The sequence below is a fragment of the Sphingopyxis sp. genome (genome assembly GCF_035686825.1).
Classification (GTDB): domain Bacteria; phylum Pseudomonadota; class Alphaproteobacteria; order Sphingomonadales; family Sphingomonadaceae; genus Sphingopyxis.
Genome location: NZ_DASRYZ010000002.1, coordinates 85,466 through 108,190, shown reverse-complemented (window position 1 = coordinate 108,190; position 22,725 = coordinate 85,466). Strand labels below are relative to the sequence as shown.

Genomic DNA, 22,725 nt, shown 5'->3' with positions numbered 1-22,725 from the left:
AAATCCCACCCGCCGCATGAACGATGGAGGCTGTCATGGCTGATCGTGTTCCCGCTTCAATCCTGATCGGCGGCGGCGTCTCTGCCGCAGTTTTCGCAGAGCTGCTCCACATCATCGCTTTCGAAGGCCTGTCGCCCGAATGGGGCGGCGAGCCCTTCGAAGCCGGGAGCCGCGTTCCGGGCGAGCCGCTCGCACTGTTCGACGAGAGCTGCGCCTGGGGCAAGATCGACAATCTCGAGGCTTTCTGCGTCGAGCATGGCCTGTCGTTCGTCCGATGGTCGGGGAGCTGCCCCGGCGAATGGTCGCCCGAGCGGCTTGTCTACCGGGGCTCGGGCACGGTCGATAGCTACATGATCGATGAAAGCGACCGCGTTTTGATCGATCGCCGCCTGCTCAGCGACCTCGGCTCGATCGAAGCCGCGCTTGCTTACTTCGACGGCGCGGAATTCGAAGTGCCGCCGCTGGTGGTCGAAGGCGATCCGCCGCTGGCCCCGGCGGCGGCGGAAGACGCGGATGTACCTGGGGAGGCGCGCCATGGCTGACTATTTCTCTCAGACCGTCATCCGTCCCGACATCCCGCGCACGGCGATGACCGCGCTCGAATATCAGGTGCTCGCGCAGATGTTCGATCATGAAGATGTCGGCGAGGATGTCTATTTCTGCGCCAGCCACGGTCCGAACGATATGCTGTTCCTGGACCTCGGGGAGGTGAAGGCGCTGCTTGGCGAAGATGAGGGTGTCGCAAGCGGCCTCGCCGATCTCGTCCGGCAGGAGATGGCCAAATGCGATCCTGACGGTGCCGAGTTCGAACTCGACATGTCGATGATCGGTTTCGAGGGCATTTTCCAGGACATCGTTCGGCGGTCGGCGCTCGATTATATCGAAGTCGAGGCCGCATGGACCTGTTCCAAAATGCGGCCCGACGGTTTCGGCGGTGCCGCGACGCTGATCACGACGGATGACATCGAAACGGTCTCGACAGCCGGATGGCTCGAGGAAGCGATCGCGCGCCTGTCCGGCGATGCCCCCGGCTGACGCCTGTTCAGCCCATCGTTCACCGACTGCGAAAGCCTGGCCCGCGCGCCGGGCTTTCGCCTTTTCTGGCCCCTGAGCCGAGAGGAGGATATCATGCCCTCGATTATCGAAACGACCGTCTATTGCCTCGATGAACTGCCGGATGACGGGAAGGAGAAGGCGCGCGCCTGGTATCGCGAAGGCGGTTTCGACTATGACTGGTTCGAATTTGTCTATGAGGATTTCGAGCGCGTCTGCGACATATTGGGGATCAGCCTCGATACGGTCGCCGTGCGCCTGTTCGGCGGCGGAACGCGCCGGAAGCCCTGCATCTGGTTTTCGGGTTTCTGGAGCCAGAGTGACGGGGCCTGCTTCGAAGGCGCCTATAGCTATGCCAGAGGCGCGAGCGGAAAAATCCGCAGTTACGCGCCGACGGACAGCGAGCTTCATCGCATCGCGGACGCGCTGGGATCGATCCAGCGGCGCAATTTCTATCAGCTGAGCGCGCGTATCGCGCATCGCGGCCGCTATTATCACGAATATAGCATGGACATCGCTGTCGAGCGCGACAGCCCGGTCGTCCAGGACTTGACCGCCGATGCCGATGAGGATGTGACGGAGGCGCTCCGCGATCTGGCCCGCTGGCTCTACGGACGCCTTGACGACGAATATGAACATCTGACGTCGGACGAGGCCGTCGACGAGATCATCCGTCTCAATGAATATAGCTTCACCGCCGACGGCGTTCGCTTCGGTTGAGAGGGAGAGGCGGGGCCGGAAAGGGGGAACCCCCGGATCGAAGAGAGAGCAGCGGGCGGTTCATTCCAGCCCCGCTCTCCCAAGGATTTCAGCCATGCGAATGACCTTCCCCGATGCGGCGCCCGGCGCTGCGGCGACCGCCGCTTCTCGCCCGGACGCGCCAGCGCCCCGGCGCTTGCTCGATGCCGCCGCGGCGCTTCAGCCACTGCTCGAGGCGGGCCAGCCCTTCTCCACCGCCGAACTGCGCGCGGCGATGACGACTGCCTTCGGCGCGAGCGACGCCGCCGGCGCATGGGACTGGAAAGCAGCCTATGATGCGTGCGAGGCGGCGCAAGTCCTGCTCCTTCGCCGCTATGGCTGCGCGCTTGCGGTGCGCAGCCGCTCGCCCCAAAACCAGCTCGCGACTTGGGAACGACTTGCCGCTCGCATTCCCACGCAGACGCGGCGGTCGGAGGAAGGCCAGTCCTTCCAGCAATTCTCGACGCCCCTGCCGCTGGCCTTCGTCGCGGCGCATGCAGCCTCGATCCATCCCGGCGACCGCGTTCTCGAGCCATCCGCGGGCACGGGCATGCTCGCGATCCACGCCGAACTCGCCGGGGCCGGTCTTGCGCTCAATGAAATGGCCAGCGGGCGCGCCGAACTGCTCGGGTTGCTCTTCCCCGCCGTCCCGGTCAGCCGACACGATGGGGCATCAATCGACGACCGGCTCGACGATGCGGTCGTTCCCGATATCGTGCTCATGAACCCGCCCTTTTCCGCGACGGCGAATGTCGATCGCCCAATGCGCGGCACCGCGCTTCGCCACATCGCTTCCGCTCTCACGCGTCTGCGCGACGGCGGACGGCTGGTCGCCATCGTCGGCGCCAATTGCGCACCCGAGGCCGCAGCCTTCCGTGAAGGCTTCGCCCGGCTTCACGAGCGGGCGACGATCCTGTTCTCAGCCGCGATCGCTGGAAAAGTCTACGCCAAGCATGGCACCACGACCGCGACGCGTCTGCTTGTGATCGACAAGGTGCCGGCGGCCGATCGAGCCATGCTGCCGGCGAGCCATGGGGAAGCTCCCGACCTGGCGACGCTCCTTGCCTGGGTGTCCAGCCATGTTCCGCCGCGACCAGCACCGCCGTCCCCCGCACCAGCAGCAGCAATGCCGTTCATTCGCGGCGCATCGACTGCTCTCGGCCCTTTTGCCAAGGGACCCGCGCGACAGGAGAAGTCCGCGTGCGTCGCTGTAGGCGAACTGGACTATGAGACGATCGCGTGGTCGCCGCCCGAAGGCCAGCTCGGCGAGGCGATCTACGAGCCCTACGCGCTCCAGTCCTTGCGGATTGGAGGGGCGCTTCCCCATCCAACCGACCTCGTCCAGTCGGCGGCGATGGCCTCGGTCGCACCACCGCGGCCGTCCTATCGGCCGCATCTTCCCGAGCATCTCGTCCGCGACGGCCTCCTCTCAGATGCGCAGCTGGAGTCGGTCATCTACGCCGGCGAGGCGCACGCCGGCCATCTGTCGGGCGCCTGGACCGTCGACGAAACGTGCGACGTCGTGAGCGCGGCGAGCGAGGACAATGAGGCGGCGGTCGCATTCCGGCGCGGCTGGTTCCTCGGTGATGGCACCGGCGCGGGCAAAGGGCGGCAGGTCGCGGGAATCATTCTCGACAATTGGTTGAAGGGCCGACGCCGCGCACTCTGGATCTCGAAATCGGACAAGCTGCTCGAAGACGCGCAGCGCGACTGGTCGGCGCTGGGGCAGGAGCGACTCCTCGTCACACCGTTATCACGCTTTCGCCAGGGCGCGCCGATTCGCCTCGCCGAAGGCATATTGTTCACCACCTATGCGACGCTGCGTTCGCAGGGCCGCGAAGGAAAGGCGAGCCGGATCGACCAGATCGTCGAATGGCTCGGCCCTGAGTTCGACGGCGCGATCATCTTCGACGAGGCCCATGCCATGGCCAATGCGGCGGGCGGCAAGGGCGGGCGCGGCGACCAGAAGTCGTCGCAGCAGGGGCGCGCCGGCCTTCGGTTGCAGCATGCTCTGCCGCAAGCGCGAATTGTTTATGTGTCGGCGACCGGAGCGACGACCGTCCAGAACCTCGCTTATGCGCAGCGGCTCGGCCTGTGGGGCGGAAGCGACTTTCCCTTCGCGTCGCGGAGCGAGTTTGTCGCCGCGATCGAGGAGGGCGGGGTCGCGGCCATGGAGGTGCTCGCGCGCGACCTCAAGGCGCTCGGCCTCTATGCGTCGCGCTCGCTGTCGTTCGACGGCGTCGAATATGAGCTGCTCGAACATAAGCTCACCGACGAGCAGCGGCGAATCTACGACAGCTATGCCGGCGCCTTCCAGGTCATTCACAACAATCTCGCCGCCGCGATGGAGGCGGCCGGGGTGACGAGCGCCGAACATAGTACGCTCAACGCGCAGGCGAAGTCGGCGGCGCGTTCGGCGTTCGAGAGCACCAAGCAGCGCTTCTTCAACCATCTCATCACCGCGATGCAGACCCCGAGCTGCATTGCGAGCATCGCGCGCGATATCGAGGCGGGCCATGCCGCGGTCGTCCAGATCGTCTCGACCGGCGAGGCGCTCCAGGAACGGCGGCTCGCCGAGATCCCGGCGGATGAATGGGGCGACGTGTCGGTCGACATCACCCCGCGCGAATATGTGCTCGACTATCTTGCGCATGGCTTTCCGGTGCAATTGTTCGAGCCCTGCACCGACGGGGAGGGCAATCTTGCGTCGCGGCCCGCTTATGACGAGGCCGGCAATCCGATAGTCAGCCGCGAGGCTTGCCGGCGGCGCGACGCGCTGATCGAGAAGCTCGCCGCGCTGCCGCCGGTGCCGGGCGCACTCGACCAGATCGTCCAGCATTTCGGGACCCAGCTGGTCGCCGAGGTCACGGGCCGCTCGCGCCGCATCGTCCCGCGGCGCGGGGAAGGCGGGGAGGTGCGCTTTGCGGTCGAGAACCGGCCCGGCAGCGCAAACATCGGAGAGACCCATGCCTTCATGGACGACGAGAAGCGCATCCTCGTCTTCTCGGAAGCGGGCGGCACGGGCCGCTCCTATCATGCCGATCTCGGCGTGAAGAACCAGCGGCGACGCATCCACTATCTGCTTGAGGCGGGGTGGAAGGCCGATGCCGCGATCCAGGGCTTTGGTCGGACGAACCGCACGAACCAGAAGCAGCCGCCGATGTTCCGTCCCGTATCGACCGACGTGAAGGCGCAGAGGCGTTTCATCTCGACGATCGCGCGGCGGCTCGATTCGATGGGGGCGATAACGCGCGGCCAGCGCCAGACCGGCGGGCAAAATATGTTCCGGGCGGAGGACAATCTGGAATCCTTCTACGCCCGCGATGCGCTCCGCCAGCTCTACGTGCTGATCGCGGACGGCAAGGTCGAGGGCTGCGCGCTGCTGACATTCGAGAGCGCGACCGGCCTCTCGTTGCTCGACGTCGACGGCTGCCTGCGCGAGGAGCTGCCGCCGATCACCACCTTCCTCAATCGCATGCTGGCGCTGACGATCGACCTGCAGAACATCCTTTTCGAGGCCTTCGAGGGTCTGCTTGTGCACCGCATCGAGGCGGCGATTGCGGCGGGCACTTATGAGATCGGCCTCGAAACGCTGCGCGCCGAGAGCTTTTGCGTGAAGGCGCGGCAGACGATCTACACCCATCCGGGAACCGGGGCGGAAACGCAGCTCCTGACGATCGAACGCAAGGAGCGGGTCCTGCCCCTCGGTCTTGACGATGCGCTGGCGCTCGCCCGCGAGCGTGGCGGCGAACTGCTCGTGAATCGGCGCTCACAGCGCGCCGCGGTGAAGCTGGGGGCGCGCAGTTTCATCGACGACGATGGCGCGGTCCACCGGCGCGTGCGTCTCCACCGGCCCCTCGAGGCCAGCCACATGCTGATCGCCGATTTCGTCATAAGCCATTGGCAACCGGCCGACCGCGACCTGTTCGGGAGCGTTTGGAATGCCGAACTTGCCGCTATTCCCGACTATGAGACCTCGACCCTGCGCATTGTGTCGGGCCTGTTGCTTCCCATCTGGCGGCAACTGCCCAAGGAATCCTCGCGCGTTTACCGGCTCCAGACTGATGACGGCGAACGCATCATCGGACGCAAGGTCTCGGAGGGCTGGGTGGCATCTGTCGTCCGAGACGGGCCATGCGATCTGCCCAGGGAGGAGGCGTGGCAGGTTGTTCAGCAAGGCGAGGTCGTCTTGCACCTTGCCGAAGGGCAGATGTTGCGCCGTGTTCGCGCGATGAACGACTGGCGCATCGAACTCAGCGGCTTCAACGATCTCGGCGTCGAGCGGCTGAAGGCTTTCGGCTTGATGTCCGAGATCGTCTCGTGGAAATTGAAGCTCTACGTGCCGGCAGGGGCTGCTGGCGCCGATGTGTTCGCGCGGCTGGTGGATCGCTTTCCGATCCAGCGGATCGCCGACCGCAAGGCCGCCTGAAGGAGCCCCGCCATGGCCAATCCGGTTCGTGAACTCGCGCGTCGTCTCGGTGAAAATGCCGAGGCGGTGTGCCGCCACTATTTGTCTAACGGTCGCCGCGAAGGCCATTACTGGATGGTCGGCGATAAGGGCAATGCAGCTGGGCGCAGTCTTTATGTGCGCCTCGTCGCCGGCGATGACGGTCGGGCAGCCGGCAAATGGTCCGACGCCGCGACCGGCGAGCATGGCGACCTGCTCGATATCATCGGCGCGAGCTGCGCCCATGCCAACCTCGGCGACACGCTCGCCGAGGCGCGGCGCTTCCTGAGCCTGCCTTCATCCGATGCCGGCACCCAGGGTCTGGGTTCAGGTCCGCGTCCCCGTGCGCGCCGCGCCCGCGCGGGCAGCGCCGAGGCGGCCGTTCGGCTGTGGGCGGCATCGAAGCCGATCGCGGGGACCTTGGTGCGCACCTATTTGACGGGCCGGTCGCTGCGGCGCGGCGGTGATCTGCCCGCGCTGCGATGCCACCCGAATTGCTATTATCGCCGGTCCGAGGAGGATGGCCCATCGGTCAAACCCGCCTATCCCGCGATGATCGCCGCGGTGACCGATCTCGATGGTTTGATCAGGGGCGTCCATCGCACGTGGCTCGATCCGGATCGATCGACAAAGGCGGCCGTGGCCTACCCGCGGCGCGCGATGGGACATCTGCTCGGTCATGGCGTCCGCTTCGGGCTCGCGGGCGAGGTCATGGCATTCGGCGAGGGTATCGAGACCATGCTCTCGCTGCGCGAAATCGCCGCCACGCTGCCGCTTGTCGCGGGCCTGTCGGCGGCGCATCTCGCGGCGCTCGAATTTCCTGCGCCGCTGCGCCGCCTCTATGTCGCGCGCGAACGCGATAACGCGGGACGCGCCGCATTCGCCGCCCTCGCCGAGCGCGCTGCGCCGCTGGGGATCGAAGCCTTGCCGCTCGATCCCATGCTGGACGATCTGAACAGCGATCTCCTATCGATGGGCCGCTTGCAGCTTGCGGCCATGATCCTCACCCAGATGCGTGACGTCGATGCCGAACGGATGCTGGATTCGGCATAGATAGCTTCTTCCGCCGCAAAACCACCCCGCGCCCAGCATCGCGCCGAACGACGTTGCGCTGCGGCGATGGCGCTGGTGGCATCGACGCCGGACGAGAAGCCGATAGCAATTCTGGATTGTAGCAGGGCGTTTCGGCGCCGGGGATGGGGTCGAGCCTGTCCGGAAAGGGATAAGCCCGATCGGTCCTTTCTCGAAAGGCCACGCCTCGGCCTTCGCTGGAGGGCGACTGCGGCAGCGGGCGCGGGCGCCGCAATGGCTCTGGTCGCGGCTATTTTCCGCCGGGGCTCACGCCCCTTTGCATCGCGAAACAAAATAGCCGCGCCCCCGCGATCCTTCGCTGCGCTTCGGCCGCGCGGGTGCCCCGCACGGTGCGGACCCGCACCCGCCGCCGCGAAGGCGTCGCCGCGAAGGCCGCGAAAGGCGCGGCCCCAGACAAGAGAAACGACATGACCGACTTCTTCGAGCTTCCCGAACGGGGCGAACCGCAGCAGCCCGGCGCCAGCGCCTATCTGCTCCAGGAAATGCAGCTTTACGGCCATCGGCCCTATGACGACGAACCCGACCCACGGCCGCTCCCTTGCGACCGGCTCGCCGGCGGTGCGGTCGCCGACATCTTCGACGCCCTGGCGGGGTGCCTTGTCGATACCCGCATCGAGCCCGATCTCGAGGACCTTCTCTGGAATGTCGTCAACATCTTCCACCGCGCCGGCGAGCGGGTCGAGCGCGAACTCGATCGCAACGAACAGGCGCAGCGTGAGCTCCAGCGCGAGCAGGATGGCAGCGAAATCCGTTCGGTCGAACTCGAGCGCGCGATCGCCGAAGGCATCACGATGATCGAGCGGCGCGACACGATGGAATTTTTCCGCGAATGCGCCGCCGAGCAGTTCCGCATCCACGCGCGCAAGGCCTGGCAGCCTCGCACCGGATCGCGCATCCGCCACCAGACGATGACTGCGGCGATCATTGACAGCCGTGACTTCATGGACAAGCGCCTCCGCGAAAAGGCCAAGGCTCTGATCCCCGAGGGAACGCGCATTGCCTTCAGCGGAGGACCGGCATGCAACGATCATCGCCATATCTGGTCGGCGCTCGACAAGGTCCATGCCCGTCATGCCGACATGGTGCTGATGCATGGGGCGACGCCGACCGGCGCGGAGCGTGCCGCCGCCTGCTGGGCCGACACGCGCGGGGTGCCGCAGGTGGCGTTCCGCCCCGACTGGAACCGTCACAAGAAGGCGGCGCCTTTCAAGCGCAACGAGCGGATGATCGATGCCATGCCCGCCGGGCTGGTCGTTTTTTCGGGCACCGGAATCCAGGATAATCTCGTCGACAAGGCGCGGGCGTTCGGCATTCCGGTCTGGGACTTTCGGGTGCCGGGATGAACTTGTCTTCAGATTTGGACCCGACGATGCTTGCCATCGGGCGAGCGGGATTACAGGATGAAAATCAATGAAAACCGATCTCGATCATCTCCCGGCGAACAAGCAGCGCGAGCTCGAACGCGTGAAGGCGATCATCTTCGAAGAATTCGAGGATGCGCTCGCGCTCGGCACGATGAGCTGGAAGAAGAAGGGGCGGATCGACAAGATCATCCTCTACGGCAGCTATGCGCGCGGCGGCTGGGTTGACGAGCCCCACACCGCCAAGGGCTATCGCTCGGACTTCGATCTGCTGATCATCGTCAACGACAAGCGCCTGACCGACAAGGTCGACTTCTGGGCGAAGCTCGACGATCGGCTGACCCGCGAGCTCGCGATCGACAAGACGCTGCACACGCCGGTCAACTTCATCGTCCACACTCTGCAGGAGGTGAACGATGGGCTCGCGCACGGGCGCTATTTCTTCATGGACGTCGCGCGCGATGGGGTCGCACTGTACGAGTTCGACGAGAAGGAATTGCACAAGCCGAAGCCGAAGACGCCCGAACAGGCGCTGGCGATGGCGCGGGAGTACTTTGACGAGTGGTTTCCGGCAGCGATGAAACGCTTCGGGGGAGCGCAATATTATCGCGAACAGGGCCACTTCAAAGATGCTGCATTCGATACGCATCAAGCCACTGAGCGGCTTTATCACTGCGTTCTGCTCGTCTGCACCTTCTACACTCCGCACGTCCACAATCTGGGGTTTTTGCGAACCCAAGCTGAGCGATTAGACATGCGCTTAGTCGACGCATGGCCCCGTGAACTGAAGGCGGACCGATCGCGTTTCGAAAAGCTCAAAGAGGCCTACGTGAAAGCACGCTACTCGAAACATTATCGGATCAGCGAGGAGGACCTGATTTGGCTCGCGGGACGCGTGGAGGAATTGGGCCGGGCAGTGCAGGAAATCTGCTCTGAACGTATCGCAATGCTGGAAGCAAATTGCCATCCTGCGTGATGATGACGCGACGCTCACACATTTTCGGGAGTTAGTTGCGTGCGATACAATGTGTTGCCGCGTAGCACCACTTTGCAATATTCCGTTACGGCAACCTGAATCCACTGGCGATATCTATCAATTCATGTAGGGGGCGCATCGCGACCCAAATGGAGGGCTCCTCCATTCAACTTTGGCGGCCTTTTAGGCCGCCTTTTTTGTAGGTCGGCTTCGCGCCTGGTTGTTGCCGTCCAAGTGAAGGAAACGCCGATCCGAAAGCGGTCATTCACAGGACGCGGCGCCATTGGCGATTGGCTGGTTCCCGGTTTCTAGGCAATCTCCCGGAGGACGAAACAGGTTATTTTACAAGCGGTGGACGCGCTTCCAAGTCGATCTTAACTTCTCGTCTCTACGGCAATGGCATGGAGGCGACGCGTGCGACGGAGCGAATATCAGGCAACGGTCTATCTGACTTCCGTCGAGCGGACCTGCTTTGAACAATATGCCCGGCAGTTCCTGCTCGACGCAGCGGGGCTGCTCGCACTACTCTTTGGACGCGAGCTGCGAGTCGCACGGCTTCGCGAACTCATTCCGGAGGATCATGCACCAGATGACGCACGACGATCTAAGGTCACGGCGCATGTCGACGGTGCCGCGCATGCCGCTCTCACTGCTCTCGCGCAGGCTCATGGCAAAGGCCTATCACAAATCGGCGCGGTCCTCGTGAGAGCCGAACTGCGAGATCGCTGGCTCGAACAAGCGTATTCGACTCGATTCGAGTCGCAATCCGTGGAATGATATGGTAGCCTTGGTAACAGGCCAGGGCGAGGGACGGAGATGATGATGCAGACGCATGCGATGGCGGCGCGGCTCTCGAAGTTCAAGGTAGGAGATCTCGCGCTGAAGTCGGCGCTCGAGCTCGAACGCGCGCGTGCCGGTATGAAGTATGACAAATCGCAGCTTGCCGAACTCGCCGAGGCGCTGCGTGTCTCCGCCGGCGAGGCGGATGGGTCGGGCAAGGTCGCCTATATGCGGCCCGGCTATTTCGAGCCTTTCGAGCGTGTCTATCGATCGAGCCATGCGGCCGAGCCCAAGTCTTTCGACGATATCCACAAGTTCATGGTTAGGGCGATCGCGGATATCGACGCGGCGGCAAGCCGCAAGATAAACGAAACGCTCATGGCGAAGCTCGTTGACTTCTGTCTCGAACTCAACAGGGAGTTTGTTCGTCGTCCGCCGACGGAGAATCGAGTTGGGAGAAGAGAACGCAGCGTCTCAGTTGAGGCTTTCGTCCGCTAGACGGCGGATCGACGCTTTCATCGAGCAAATTGACGTATTGGCGGCATCGAGCTTTCCGCACGACGACGGGCGGGCGGCGCTCGCGGCCATCCGCAAGCATTGCAAGGATTTGCAAGCCGACCTCGATCTGCCCGTCGGCGTGCGCACCGACGTGGTCGATCATCTTTGCCTCAATCTGCTCGACAAGGTCGACAAGTTCACTGCTATTCTCGGCTTCATCCTGCGCTCGACCAACGTCCGCAATCCTTTCGAATTGCACTATATCGTCAAGAAGCTCGTCAGCCGAGCGCTCGACGGCGATGTCAGTCTGCTGATCTCGTCCGAATGGACCTATGTCCCATTCACCTATCCGATGAGCGTCGATCAGTTGCCCGATGCCATTCTTATCGGAACACCCGCGCCTGAATCGGGCAACCCTCTTTTGATCCCGCTCGCTGGACATGAGGTCGGCCATTCGGCTTGGCGCATGTATGGCTGTTCGCCTTTATATGCGCGAATGGCCAACCAGGCGGTAAAAGAGGAGATCGATCGCAACAAGGAAGCGGGTAAGGCACTTCTCGAGGCTGCGCCTCTCAAGGCGCTCGACAAGGACCGGGTCATCAACCAGTGTGCCGGCCATGTGATGGAGCAGCTCGAGGAGATATTCTGCGATCTCTTCGGCCTTTATCTCTTCGGATATGGTTTCATAGCTGCTTTCGATTATCTGCTCGGGCCGGGCGGTCATGTGAGGGGGCTCGACTATCCAAGCGACGACCAGCGCATGGCGATCCTCGTCGAGGCGGCGGGAGACAAGGTCGAGGGCGCCCTCGACCTCCGGCTCGACGCTGCCATGGCCGCGCATTGGACCGTTGCCGCGCCGAGCTTGGCCGACAAGGCGGGCGCAGAGATTGTCGATGCGGTCACGCGGTCGATGGTGCCGCAAGTGCGCACCGACCTGTTCGCAAGGCTTCAGTCCCTAGGTATCAACCCGCCGCAACAACACGTGATCGACAACGTGCTCCAAGCTTTCGAGCGGGGCGAACCCTATCCCGAACGCGTCGAGCTCGGCGAAATCGTCTCGGCCGGCTGGCATCGCCTGCGTGCGCTCGATCTCGCGCCGTGCCGCGGCGCGGATGAGGAAGAGAAGCGCGGCAATCGGTCCAAAAGCTACAAAGTTCTCGCCGATCTCGTCTTGAAGACAATCGAGGTTGCCGAATATCATGACAGGATCGCGGGCCATGCTTAATGCCGACGAAATCTGCATCCGCCTCGAGCATGACCCAGGCCATGTCGACCGGCTCGCCATTGTCCCGCGGCCCGACCAGGCGATACTGCGCGCGCGGGGTGGCACATCCGTCGACCTGCGGCTGGGGCGCTGGTTTCGATCGTTCAAGCCGTCGAAGAGTAGCGAAGCTAAGCTCTGGCTCGAGCCATCTGCCGCTGCACCGCCGCTCGATGCCGATCTGGGCGATCTCCCTGCCGAGCGCCAATGGGCGCCGCCCGCACGCGATGCAATGCGTACCAGCGAGCATTTCGTGCGTTTCGGGGCGAATTTCGTGTTGCATCCAGGTCGCTTCGTGCTTGGCGTGACGATGGAGTGGCTCTCTCTGCCGCGTACCCTCTCGGGCTATGTCTCGGGGAAATCCTCGCTCGGCCGGCACGGTCTCGTTATCGAGACCGCGGCGGGCCTTCACCCCGGCTTCTCGGGCTGCCTCACCCTCGAGCTTGCCAATGTCGGTGAGGTCCCGGTCGCGATCTCGCCCGGCATGGAAATCTGTCAAATCTTCCTGCACCGGGTCGAGCAGCATGAATGTGACGATCCCGGCACCTTTTCGGGCCAGCGCAAGCCGGCTATCTCGCTGCCTAAACGCGATGCGATCTTCGACAGGTTGCGCGGCGCTGAGCCCTATTCGGCGGCGGCGCTGCGATAGGGTCAAAATGGGGGAAACAGTGCTGGCGATTTTCGCCATAACTGGCAATCTCTACCGTTGACGGGCGATTCGGCCGGGATACTGCGCGCCTGATCGCGGGGAACGGAGGGGAAAGGGCATGCCGGATATGCGGCAGACGCGCGCGCAGTCGTACATTCAGGCTTGGCTGACACCATGACGGCGCGCGAACCCGGCGCGATCGGGGATCCGATCTTCGGCACAGGTGTACCTGACGACGGCGTCGGCCTTTGCCTGTCGGGCGGCGGCTATCGCGCCATGCTTTTCCATGTTGGCACGTTGTGGCGCCTCATGGAGGCGGACAAATTGTTCGAGCTCACCCGTATTTCGAGCGTCTCGGGCGGTTCGATCACCGCAGGCGTGCTCGCGCTCGCGTGGGATGGACTGAAGTCGGGCGGCATGGCTGCCTTTCGCGAGGATGTCGTCGAACCGCTTCGCGGCCTCGCGCGCGTCACCATCGACGAGCGCTCAATCCTCGGTGGTCTTTTCCTTCCCGGCAGCATCGCCCAATATGTCGCCAATTCTTATGCCAAACATCTCTTCGGCGATCGCACGTTGCAGGATCTGCCCGAGGCGCCAGTTTTCGTTATCAATGCGACCAATCTTGAAACCGGCTCGCTTTTCCGATTCATGCGGAGCGCCATCCGCGACTGGCGCGTGGGACGCATCGCTGCGCCAACGGTACGAATTGCCGACGCCGTTGCGGCTTCCTCGGCCTTCCCGCCAATTCTCTCGCCCTTCATCCTCGATGTTGATCCCGCCGATTTCGATCCGCCTGCGCCCGGCGAGATCGCCGACGATGCCTTTCGCAACGAGATTAGCCTCTCCGACGGTGGGGTCTATGACAATCTTGGGCTGCAGCAGGTCTGGGCGCGCTGCAAGACGGTGCTCGTCTCGGACGGCGGCGGCCATATCGCCGACAATGCGGCGCCCCCCGGCGACTGGGCGCGTCAGTCGCTGCGGGTACTTGAGGTAATTGACCAGCAGGTTCGCAACCTGCGCATGCTCCAGGTGGTCGGATCGCTCGAAAGCAAGGAGCGCTTTGGTGCCTTCTGGAGCGCGCGCACCAATATCGCGGCTTATGATTTGGCCGATGCGCTACCCTGTCCTTATGAAAAGACCGCGCGCATCGCGGCCATTCCGACACGGCTCCGGCGGATGGACGATGCACAGCAGGAACGGCTGATTAATTGGGGATATGCCGTCGCCGATGCCGGAATGCGCCGCTACTGGATGCCGTCGCTATCCGCTCCTGCGGGCTTTCCCTATCCCGGGACGGGGATCGGTTGATGATGGATCCGACCGGCAGATACGCCCAGATATGACCGATCCGGCCCTTATCTTTCACGACTCGGCAGATCGCGCCGGCATGCATGTTCTTCTCATTGGCGTTGGGGACTATCCTTGGCTCGAGGATGGCGACCAATATGTTCCGGAGAAGCATGAGGACAATGCTGTCGGCATGGGTCAGCTCGCCGCGCCACCTGTCTCCATTCGGCACCTTGCCGACTGGTTCTTGACCTCCTTCCAGAATCCCGATCGCGAGCTGGCCAGCGTGTCCCTCCTTCTCTCGGAAAAGACTCCGGCGCCTTTCACGCATGACCGCGTGCCGGGCGGCAGCGCGATGGTACCGCGTGGCGAGATCGAGGAAGTCCAAGATGCCGTTGACGCCTGGATCGACCGCGCATCGGCCCGCCGCGATAACAGCCTCATATTTGGCTTCTGCGGCCATGGACTGCAGTCTGGCAATCCGGTCCTGCTCTGCCGCGACTATGGCAAGGTGCCAACCAGTCGCTTTCGTGGCGCGATCAACTTTGAGCAATTCCGCATCGCGCTGTCGACCCACCAACCCGACACCCAGTTGTTCCTGATCGACGCTTGCCGCACGCCGGATCTCGAAAATGCGCTGCTTGGCCAGGCAACGCCAGGCAATGGCCTGCTCGACCTTGAAAGCCTTTCGAACCGTGACAATGCGCCAGCGATGCAGAGCGTGCAGTTCGCAACCTCGCTCTTCACCGAAGCATGGGGCCGGACCGAGGGGCCGAGCCTCTTTACCGAAGTCCTTTTGAAGGCGCTGAAAGGTGGAGCTGCCGAGCACACCGCGGAGTGGTGGGTGACCACCAGCCGTTTGCACACCGTGCTGAGCACCTATCTGCAGCGCGTGAGCTTGACCGAAGGCGTCATCCAGCGCCCGGCTGCCCAGTCACAGGATTTCCGCATCGCAAAACCGGGACCGATCGAGGTTGACCTCTATGTGAACAGTCGGGAACCTGCCGTGTGGCGCGAAAAGGTCGAGATTGAAGCGCGCCGGGGCACGTTCCAGAAGAAGGTCGTGCATGATCCACCGCTCGAGACGGACACCGTAACTGCACCGTCGTGCTTGATGCAGTTGGTCAATCCGACACAGCGCGCGGCCGACGTTATATATAATGTCGAGGCGCGGTTCGCGAACGGCTCGCAGTTTCAGAACTGCGCTGAGGACGTCATCGCCTATCCACCCGAGGTGGTTTGCGATCTGCCAGTGAGCAGGCGGCCATGATGGTCCGGCCGACAGGCATTACCATCAGCTTCGGCGGTACGGGCGGGGCCGACGATAGCCGTCCCGTCGTCGCGCGCATCTTCGGTTTCGCTGGTGATGCCGGAACGACCGTCAGCCACGAAATGGTCGTGCCGGCTGGGAAGAGCGTCGAACAAAAGCTCGAACAAGGCCTCTACAATGTCGAGCTGACCCTGCCGTCGGGGCGCATTATCCAGCGTCATGTGAAGATTGGCGAAGATACGCACGAAGATTTCCAATTCTTCGAAGATTTCGCCCCCGCCGGCGGGTTCAGCTTGCAGGAATCGGTCGGAAGGCCGGACCGCGAAATTCTTGCCGAAGCTGCGGTCTCGTCAGGCAACAGTAGCAGTGAGGACTATAAAGCGGCACTCGATCTCGCAGCAAATCGGGCGCGTAGCGCACCGCTGACGCGAGGCTTCAAATCAAGAGGACACCCCGCCGCCACATCATCGACGCCTGCCGTCGCGCTTCCTTCACTTGCCGCGGTTTCGCAGCGCGTCGGGTCATTCGATCTCGCAGCTGAATCCGCGGACAGTCCGGATTGGGAGAGCATAGAGCCCGCCGACCGGAGCGGCGACAGCGCATTGTGGCGAATCCCATCGGCGGATGCGGTCAATTATCAGCCCGAAACCCGGCGCTGGGCACGCATTGAGCTGCCCAATGGGGGTGTCGAAATTGCGAGCTTGCCCTTGCCTTGGCTCTGCGCCGCCAATCGTGAATATAGTCCGGCGGAACTTCTCGTCGATCCGGCGCGGAGCGGTGCCGCAGCGACCAGCGTCGCCGTGCGCGACCAGCGCCTTGCCGGGCTCTTGGCCTTTCTCGATCGCGGCCAGGCCAGTTCCGCCGCGCCCATTCTCGCTGAGCTTGCACGTGACCAGATGATCGAGGAGACGATCTTCGCGAAGATGATCAATCCGCTCGCCGCATGCGCGGCCGCCTATGTCGGCCTCGCCGTAAACCCACCGGGTGCACAAGAAAAATGGGATTTGTGGCTCAACAACTGCATGACGCGTTTCCCCGGCATTCCCGATGCCGCGATCGTCCATGCGCGGCGGCTCGTCTTGCGGCCAACCGACGCGAATGACAATGATCGTGCCGCTGAGGCGCTACGAGCGGCCTGCGCGGCTGGCATTCCCTATTTTTCGGCGGGCGCTCTGCTGCTGCGGGAAATGCTGCTTCAGCTTTCCGCCGATCACGATGATCTGGCACCGCTTGCGGAAAAGGCGGGCCGGCTCGTCGGCCGTCTCGATGCGGGCCAGGCCTTCACCGTCCTGCGCTACGCACCAGAAAAGGCAGCGATCCGATGAGCGTTTTCCGGCTGACCATGTTGCCCGCGAGCGAGGGCGATTGCCTGATCCTGAGTTATGGGCCCGAGGAGAACGTGCTCCGGCATATTGTTATCGATGGGGGTCGCAAGGCGACATGGCCGCGGCTGAAGACGGCCCTCGCGACGATCGCCGCACGCGGCGAAGAAGTCGAACTGTTGCTACTCACTCACATTGATGCCGATCATATCGATGGCCTGGTTGAGCTTGTCACCGATTCCGGTCTGCCGCTTGTTCCCAAAACGATCTGGTACAATGGCTATGAGCAACTGAAGACGATGGTCCCGCCCGGAGGCCTTCAGCCATTCGGATTCAAGGCAGCCGACGCGTATAGCAAAGCGCTGGCCGCAAAAGGCTGGCCAATCAATGAAGCTTTCGGAGGAAAATCGATTTTCACCGAAGGCCAGCCCACGCCTTTTCTCTTTGCAGGCCTGACGCTCACGCTGATTTCGCCAGATCGCGCAAAGCTGGACAAGTTGCGCAATGACTGGCGCAAGGCGCTCGCGCCGCCACCACCGCCGGCCGCCGCACATGCAGGCGGCAAGCTTGAGGCGTTCGGGAAGCGACCAATGCCGGCGACGCTCGATGTCGAGAAGCTCAGTGCCGCGAGCGGGATCGACAAGACCGCGCCCAACGGCTCGAGCATCGCAATGATCGCTGAATATGATGGACGTTCGGTTCTTCTGGGCGCAGACGCTCATCCCGATGTTGTCCTTGAAAATCTGACGGCGCTCACTGGCGACGCCAAGCGCTGCCGGATCGACTTGGTCAAACTTCCGCATCATGGCAGCCGTGCCAATATTACGCGCGAAATTATTGAGACGCTCGATTGCGACCGTTTTGCCATATCAACCAGCGGGAGCGTTTTCGGTCATCCCGATCCCGAGGCAATCAGCCGGATCCTGAAATTTGGATCGAACAGGCAGAAGACGCTTTATTTCAATTATGCCAGCGAACGCACTCTTCCCTGGAACGACGCGGACCTGAAAAAGACCCACGGCTACGACTGCGTTTATCCCGCGTCTGAAGGCGCATCCCTCGAGATCGATATCTGAAGCTTGGCTTGGTTGCAGAGCGAGACCGCTGCACTGGTCACGATAGTTTTGGCGTCGCATCCCCTTCTGCAGCCTCGGCGTCGAGAACGAAGCTGATGTTCCGCGGACGAAAGCTTATAATCGGCAGCGGCGGGATCGTCAGGCCTGCCTGCCCCGCTAGTGACGCCGTGAGCGCGCGGAAGTATGGATATGCTGCGAGCCTCCCGACGCGATCGATGAACAGATCCGCCGTATACTGATCGCAGCTGCCTTCGACATGGTAGCTGACGAAATAGCGCGCGGTAATACGGAGCATCCTTTGCCGTCCCCGCCGCGCAGTGACCTCGAAGTTGATAAAACCATACAGCGTTCCATCCGGCTGGATCACAGCTTCCTCACGCTCGACGCGCATCCCGTGCTTGAGCGGCGTATCGTCGAGATCGAGCGCTGCGGGCTTCATATCGAGACGGGACTCCGTCATCCAGATGCCGCGAAGTGTCGTCTGGCCGACCATATCATTATAGACGATGTCTTCGCGTTTCGGCTTTTCCTTTGCCATGGACTTGTCCTCAGGCGCGCCGGAGCGCGGGCTCGGCTGCCATCCACTCACGGTTGCGTGGCGCACGGAACCCGTGCGGGCCTTCCTCATCGTTGCACGGCTGGCCCTGCAGCATGACGAACATGTCGAAATTGCTGGCCTCAAGTTTCCAATCCCCGCCTTCCTCGGGCGCGTCCGATATCGTTCGGCCGGAAAGCAAGGCTTGCAGTTCTTTTTCCGAAGTCAGGCGCGGCGTTTCTTCAAGGCAATAAAAGATACGCGCTACCGTGCGAATTGTCAGGTTCGAGGCATCGTCGCCAAGCATTTGGCTGACGCGCGCTTCGCTTACGCCGAGCCGCTTCGATAAATCTCTATACCGAAGCTTCTTCCGGTGGAGCAGTTTTTGGATGCGCGTCTGCACGTGCAACAGGAATCGTTCCTCGAACAGGCGGTCGTCGCAATCGAACTCGTCGCATTGCATGATTTTGGCCATGGTCAATTCCTCTCTGACGGGTTGCGGGGGAAGGGTAGTCGGCCCTGGCGCCGATCATCGGCGCGGATTCGCCCGCGGGTAGCGGGCTGCGGCGGGTCCATGCTGATTTCGGTCACGTAGAAGATTTTCTCTTTGTCGATGGTCCCTTGGCGGCCCCGGACCACAACACCATGCGCCTCGAACGCACCCTGGCGCGAACCGCCGGGAACATCGGGATCGGAAGCCAGCCATCCAAACGCACGGCTTGGCAAATCGGCTTCACCATCATCGCAAAAATGTTCGAATATTACGAGCAGGCGATTGCGTGCGTCGGTACCGATGCTGCTGCAAAATAACGCCCACTCCGTTTCGCCCATGGCGACGCTCCAGCGACGCCCACCGACTCGCACCAAAGAAATTTCGGCTGCGATTGACGGCGCACGACGCGTCATTGCCTGACCCCTTCGCCTTAACATAGGCATTAAGCTTCTGATAGTCTATCGGCTTTTGGGCATAATCCTTTCGGGATAGTTAACCTTGATGTTCTGCGTAGAATGTAATATATAAGTTATGTAGGGGGAGGCGAACAAACCGGGGCCAAGGGGGCCTCTCGAAAGGATATGCTATGAGTTGGTCCCGTCAGCGTGCCGAAGCGCGCATCCGCAAGTTCAGCGAAACCGCCCCGGACATCCAGATCCAGCGCTATGAGGACGAATATCTGCCGCGTTTGGAAGCCCGGCGGATCGAAGCCCGGCGTCTCGGCCTTGCTGACGCTGCGGACGCACCGCCGCTGTTTGACCTTCCGGACGGTGCAGCGGTCCTCGTCGAAACCGTTCAGGTGTATGTCCGCACGCTCAACTATGACGACTTTCGTCTCCAGGATGGAGCCGAGACCGAAGCGAGCCATGCGCGGGGCCTTTCCTATCTCCATGTCCTTTACAGCGCTGGTGACCGGGTGGTCGAGCAAGTCGGGGGGCAGCGGGTCGATCATCATGGATCGCGCATGCATGCGGTCGTTACCGAACCGCGCGGGAATGCGAGTGTCGCCGAGCGGATCGCGATCGCGATCGCCTTCGCCGAGGAAATGATTGCGCTCACCGACGCTGCCGGCCGGGAGTTTCTGAGTGAGGTCGGCGTGCGTCCGCGCTTCCGTGTCGGCATCGACATCGGGCGCTGCGTGGCGATCAACAGCGGCCGCCGTGACGAGCGCGAGCCGATGTTTATCGGGCCTGCGGCCAATCACGCTGCAAAGCTCGCCGCGGGCAATGCCGAAGGCATCTATCTGTCCGACCGCATTCGTGCGCTCTTCGGGCTCCGCCGTGCACCGGGCATTTCCGAGGAACGGGCATGGACGGCGAACTCGGTGGAGCTCGGCTTGCTTCGGGACGGCGCGCTGACCGTCCGCGACAGCGCGGCGCTCACCGCATCTCGTCTTGAACGCTGGCGCGAGGACGTCCGCGGCCGCGTTACTGCCTCGGTCGGGCCCAGCGCCTTTGCCTTCCACCATCACACGCCGCCGCTGAAGTCGATCGACTACGACGATCTGTCGCCGAGCCGCTCGATCCGAATGCCACTCGTGTCGATCTTCGCCGATCTCGATCGCTATACCGCCTATATCGATCGCTGCATGGCGAACGGCCGGCTCGCCGAGGCGGTGCGGCTCCTCCACATCCTGCGCAGCGAATTCAACGCCGTTCTGCAGGACGACTTCGGTTCCCGGAAGGTGCGCTTCATCGGCGACTGTATCCATGGCATCCTCGCCGAGGGCACGTCGCGCGACACCGATTTGGCAGGATCGGTGTCGCTCGCCGCTCGCTGTGCTGGCGGTCTTCGCTCTTCCTTCAAACTGTGCCAGCAACTAATCGCGGGGGCGAACGAACTGGGTCTCGCCATTGGATTCGAGCTCGGTGAAACGCCCGTCTCGCGTATCGGCATTCGCGGCAACCGCGCGGTGCGGACGGCTTCTAGCCTTGCTGTGCGTGCTTCAGAGCAGTGCCAGAGTGACTGCGGAGGTGCCCAGTCGAAGATCGGGCCCAAAGCCTATGCGCAGGCCACCCCCGCTGTGCGGCGTCTCTTCGGCCCCGGTCGTGTCGTCGACGATCTTTGTTATGACGATGTTGAAACTGCGGTGAATGCTCCTCGCGTGGCGGCCACCGTCGCGGGTGCCGCGGGAACGGTCCTTAGTGCCGCTCCTGCTCTCGCTGCGCCGGCGCGGGCATATCATGAAGGCTGAGGAATCTGTCCTCGCCGCTCAAGCTCCTGCTTGGGCGGCATGCCTCTTTTCGGGCGCGCGCTCGGAATGGTTGGCCGCGCCGCCCCAGCCGAGTGGGGTCGCGGTGCCGCCTTTTCAGCTGCGAATTACCGAAGATGATGGGCAACTGATTGTCGCCGAGCGCACGCTGGGTGACCGGTTGCCGGCCAGCTGTCCGGAGCTCCATGTCAATCGCAATGGCACCTTCTGCATTGCGCGCCGCTCCTTTGCGGCTCGGCATCACACGGACGTCGTGGCCTTTTGGCAAAACCTCGGTCAGTATCTTGTGAACCAGACATATGCCGAACGGCGGGGCGTCTGGCCCGCAGGGCGCTGGCTATCGCATGGCCCGGATGCTGCCGACGCGCAGATCGAGGCCGAAACCTCGGCGGCTACCGCAGGCCTTGGAGAAGATTATGCGCAATGGCTTGAGGCAGGTGAGGGCTGGCTCGCACAGTTTTTTCCCAACGCTAATTCGGGCAGACCGCGCGTGCGTGGCGCAACATGCCCCTTGGGATGCGTCGATGGCAAAGACCAGCCGCTCGCGCTCCGCCACTGTCCGCATCGCACTGCGGTCGACCATATTTTGGTTGCCGAGTCACGGCGGCGAGCGGCCGAGCGAGCGTTTTTCGATAGCCTTCGCGCGCTGGGCGACACATGCTGCGGCCGTGTCGCGGGATGTCCGCTCCCGCGCACGACGCAGCCGAAAGGGACCGCATGACTCGCGCGATTGACCGATTTCGCGACCGCGAGGAGCGCATCGACGCCATGCGGCAACAGACCATCGTTGGCGGGCATGCCCTTGTGGCCGCGGCGCTCGTCGACGCGGGCAAACTCGTCGACTTTGAGGCGGGCGTCGAACTGATCGTCCAGGAAGGGCAGGATCGCGAAGCGTACTTCCTGCTCGCGGGCGAAGTGGAAATACGGGTCAACGGGATGTTGCTCAACGACCGCCGCAAGGCCGGTCAGGTTGTGGGGGAGTTTGCTGCAATCAACAATGCCATGCCGCGAACAGCGACAGTGATCGCAGCTACCGAGGTGGTCGCCATCCAGGTCGATCATTCGGCGCTCCGGGAGGCCGGGAAGCTGGAGCCCGACGTGTGGCGGTTTCTCGCAATCGATCTCACCCGCAAAGTACATCAGCGTAACCAATATGTGAGCCGTGCGAACGAGCGCCCCCGCATCTTCATGGTAGCGACCGCAGATCAATATGATGAGGCGGAGGAAATCGAGATGGCGCTCGGTCCGAGCTACGAAACCGAGCTTTGGAAAGAGAGCGATCTTGCACCGCCCGGCACCTATGCGGTCGAGCGCCTGAATGCAGCAGCGATGCTCGCCGACATAGCCATTGTCTTGGCTCATCCAGACGACTTGCGCCGTACCGTTCAGGCCGATGGCGGACCGTCGCGCGAGTCGGTCCTCTTCGAACTGGGTTATCTGATGTCGATCCTCGGCCGCCATCGCACGCTGCTGCTCATTCCCGAGGGTACCCGAAGCGAACTGCCTGAGGAATTTAAGGGGATGAAGCCGTGGGCCTATCCGATACTCGACGGGAGCCTTCCCGCAAATATCGCACTCGCTCCGATCGTGGCCCGGCTGAAGAAGTATATCGACGAGAAGAAAACAAGGTCTCGGCTCGAACGTGAAATCTGAGCTGGCGCCGCTGCGCCGCTGC

21 protein-coding genes are annotated in these 22,725 nt (G+C 62.9%); 18 read left to right on the top strand and 3 right to left on the bottom strand.

Annotated elements, in window-relative coordinates:
• Positions 1–35 precede the first annotated feature (35 nt).
• The 15 genes from VFG17_RS01685 (at position 36) to VFG17_RS01615 (ending at position 17,810) form a co-directional block, all read left to right on the top strand.
• Positions 36–542, top strand: coding sequence for a hypothetical protein (locus tag VFG17_RS01685; protein ID WP_325027748.1), 507 nt, complete (start codon positions 36–38; stop codon positions 540–542).
• The gene (locus VFG17_RS01680; protein ID WP_325027747.1) at positions 535–1,035 is read left to right on the top strand and encodes a hypothetical protein; all 501 of its coding nucleotides are present in this window, start codon (positions 535–537) and stop codon (positions 1,033–1,035) included. The genes VFG17_RS01685 and VFG17_RS01680 overlap by 8 nt, the downstream gene beginning before the upstream one ends.
• A gap of 93 nt (positions 1,036–1,128) precedes the next feature.
• On the top strand, positions 1,129–1,773 hold the full coding sequence (locus VFG17_RS01675) for an antitoxin of toxin-antitoxin stability system (protein ID WP_325027746.1): 645 nt from the start codon (positions 1,129–1,131) through the stop codon (positions 1,771–1,773).
• Positions 1,774–1,867: 94 nt separating this feature from the next.
• Positions 1,868–6,220, top strand: a complete 4,353-nt coding sequence (locus tag VFG17_RS01670) for a strawberry notch-like NTP hydrolase domain-containing protein (protein WP_414712917.1) — start codon at positions 1,868–1,870, stop codon at positions 6,218–6,220.
• Positions 6,221–6,232: 12 nt separating this feature from the next.
• Entirely contained in the window at positions 6,233–7,291 is a 1,059-nt protein-coding gene (locus tag VFG17_RS01665) for a DUF7146 domain-containing protein (RefSeq protein WP_325027745.1), read from the top strand.
• Between the two features lie 446 nt (positions 7,292–7,737).
• Complete coding sequence (locus VFG17_RS01660; protein ID WP_325027744.1) at positions 7,738–8,673, top strand: DUF2493 domain-containing protein; 936 nt, start codon at positions 7,738–7,740, stop codon at positions 8,671–8,673.
• A gap of 67 nt (positions 8,674–8,740) precedes the next feature.
• The gene (locus VFG17_RS01655) at positions 8,741–9,667 is read left to right on the top strand and encodes a nucleotidyltransferase and HEPN domain-containing protein (protein ID WP_325027743.1); all 927 of its coding nucleotides are present in this window, start codon (positions 8,741–8,743) and stop codon (positions 9,665–9,667) included.
• 414 nt (positions 9,668–10,081) lie between these two features.
• The gene (locus VFG17_RS01650; protein ID WP_325027742.1) at positions 10,082–10,444 is read left to right on the top strand and encodes a hypothetical protein; all 363 of its coding nucleotides are present in this window, start codon (positions 10,082–10,084) and stop codon (positions 10,442–10,444) included.
• A 39-nt stretch (positions 10,445–10,483) separates the two neighbouring features.
• Positions 10,484–10,945 (top strand): hypothetical protein, encoded by a 462-nt coding sequence (locus tag VFG17_RS01645; protein ID WP_325027741.1) that lies wholly within the window; start codon positions 10,484–10,486, stop codon positions 10,943–10,945.
• On the top strand, positions 10,869–12,170 hold the full coding sequence (locus tag VFG17_RS01640; RefSeq protein ID WP_325027740.1) for a hypothetical protein: 1,302 nt from the start codon (positions 10,869–10,871) through the stop codon (positions 12,168–12,170). Before VFG17_RS01645 ends, VFG17_RS01640 begins: the two co-directional genes overlap by 77 nt.
• Positions 12,163–12,855, top strand: a complete 693-nt coding sequence (gene dcd, locus VFG17_RS01635) for a dCTP deaminase (protein ID WP_325027739.1) — start codon at positions 12,163–12,165, stop codon at positions 12,853–12,855. The genes VFG17_RS01640 and dcd overlap by 8 nt, the downstream gene beginning before the upstream one ends.
• Positions 12,856–13,029: 174 nt before the next feature.
• Positions 13,030–14,163, top strand: a complete 1,134-nt coding sequence (locus tag VFG17_RS01630) for a patatin-like phospholipase family protein (RefSeq protein ID WP_325027738.1) — start codon at positions 13,030–13,032, stop codon at positions 14,161–14,163.
• Positions 14,164–14,194: 31 nt separating this feature from the next.
• Positions 14,195–15,412, top strand: coding sequence for a caspase family protein (locus VFG17_RS01625; RefSeq protein WP_325027737.1), 1,218 nt, complete (start codon positions 14,195–14,197; stop codon positions 15,410–15,412).
• On the top strand, positions 15,409–16,737 hold the full coding sequence (locus VFG17_RS01620) for a hypothetical protein (protein ID WP_325027736.1): 1,329 nt from the start codon (positions 15,409–15,411) through the stop codon (positions 16,735–16,737). The genes VFG17_RS01625 and VFG17_RS01620 overlap by 4 nt, the downstream gene beginning before the upstream one ends.
• Positions 16,734–17,810, top strand: a complete 1,077-nt coding sequence (locus VFG17_RS01615; protein ID WP_325027735.1) for a ComEC/Rec2 family competence protein — start codon at positions 16,734–16,736, stop codon at positions 17,808–17,810. The genes VFG17_RS01620 and VFG17_RS01615 overlap by 4 nt, the downstream gene beginning before the upstream one ends.
• Before the next feature lie 37 nt (positions 17,811–17,847).
• On the opposite strand, the gene VFG17_RS01610 is transcribed toward VFG17_RS01615, so the two are convergent.
• The 3 genes from VFG17_RS01610 to VFG17_RS01600 are packed head-to-tail and all read right to left on the bottom strand — an operon-like array spanning position 17,848 to position 19,251.
• Positions 17,848–18,348, bottom strand: coding sequence for a hypothetical protein (locus VFG17_RS01610; RefSeq protein ID WP_325027734.1), 501 nt, complete (start codon positions 18,346–18,348; stop codon positions 17,848–17,850).
• Positions 18,349–18,358: 10 nt separating this feature from the next.
• Positions 18,359–18,820: a helix-turn-helix transcriptional regulator gene (locus VFG17_RS01605; protein WP_325027733.1), complete on the bottom strand. Its 462-nt coding sequence runs from the start codon at positions 18,818–18,820 to the stop codon at positions 18,359–18,361.
• A 2-nt stretch (positions 18,821–18,822) separates the two neighbouring features.
• A complete protein-coding gene (locus VFG17_RS01600) occupies positions 18,823–19,251 on the bottom strand; it encodes a hypothetical protein (protein ID WP_325027732.1) in 429 nt (142 codons plus the stop codon).
• A 275-nt stretch (positions 19,252–19,526) separates the two neighbouring features.
• Between VFG17_RS01600 and VFG17_RS01595 the strand changes: the two genes are divergently transcribed.
• The 3 genes from VFG17_RS01595 to VFG17_RS01585 are packed head-to-tail and all read left to right on the top strand — an operon-like array spanning position 19,527 to position 22,703.
• A complete protein-coding gene (locus VFG17_RS01595) occupies positions 19,527–21,032 on the top strand; it encodes a hypothetical protein (protein ID WP_325027731.1) in 1,506 nt (501 codons plus the stop codon).
• The gene (locus tag VFG17_RS01590; RefSeq protein ID WP_325027730.1) at positions 21,022–21,771 is read left to right on the top strand and encodes an E2 domain-containing protein; all 750 of its coding nucleotides are present in this window, start codon (positions 21,022–21,024) and stop codon (positions 21,769–21,771) included. Before VFG17_RS01595 ends, VFG17_RS01590 begins: the two co-directional genes overlap by 11 nt.
• A complete protein-coding gene (locus VFG17_RS01585; protein WP_325027729.1) occupies positions 21,768–22,703 on the top strand; it encodes a TIR domain-containing protein in 936 nt (311 codons plus the stop codon). The genes VFG17_RS01590 and VFG17_RS01585 overlap by 4 nt, the downstream gene beginning before the upstream one ends.
• The last annotated feature ends 22 nt before the right edge of the window (positions 22,704–22,725 follow it).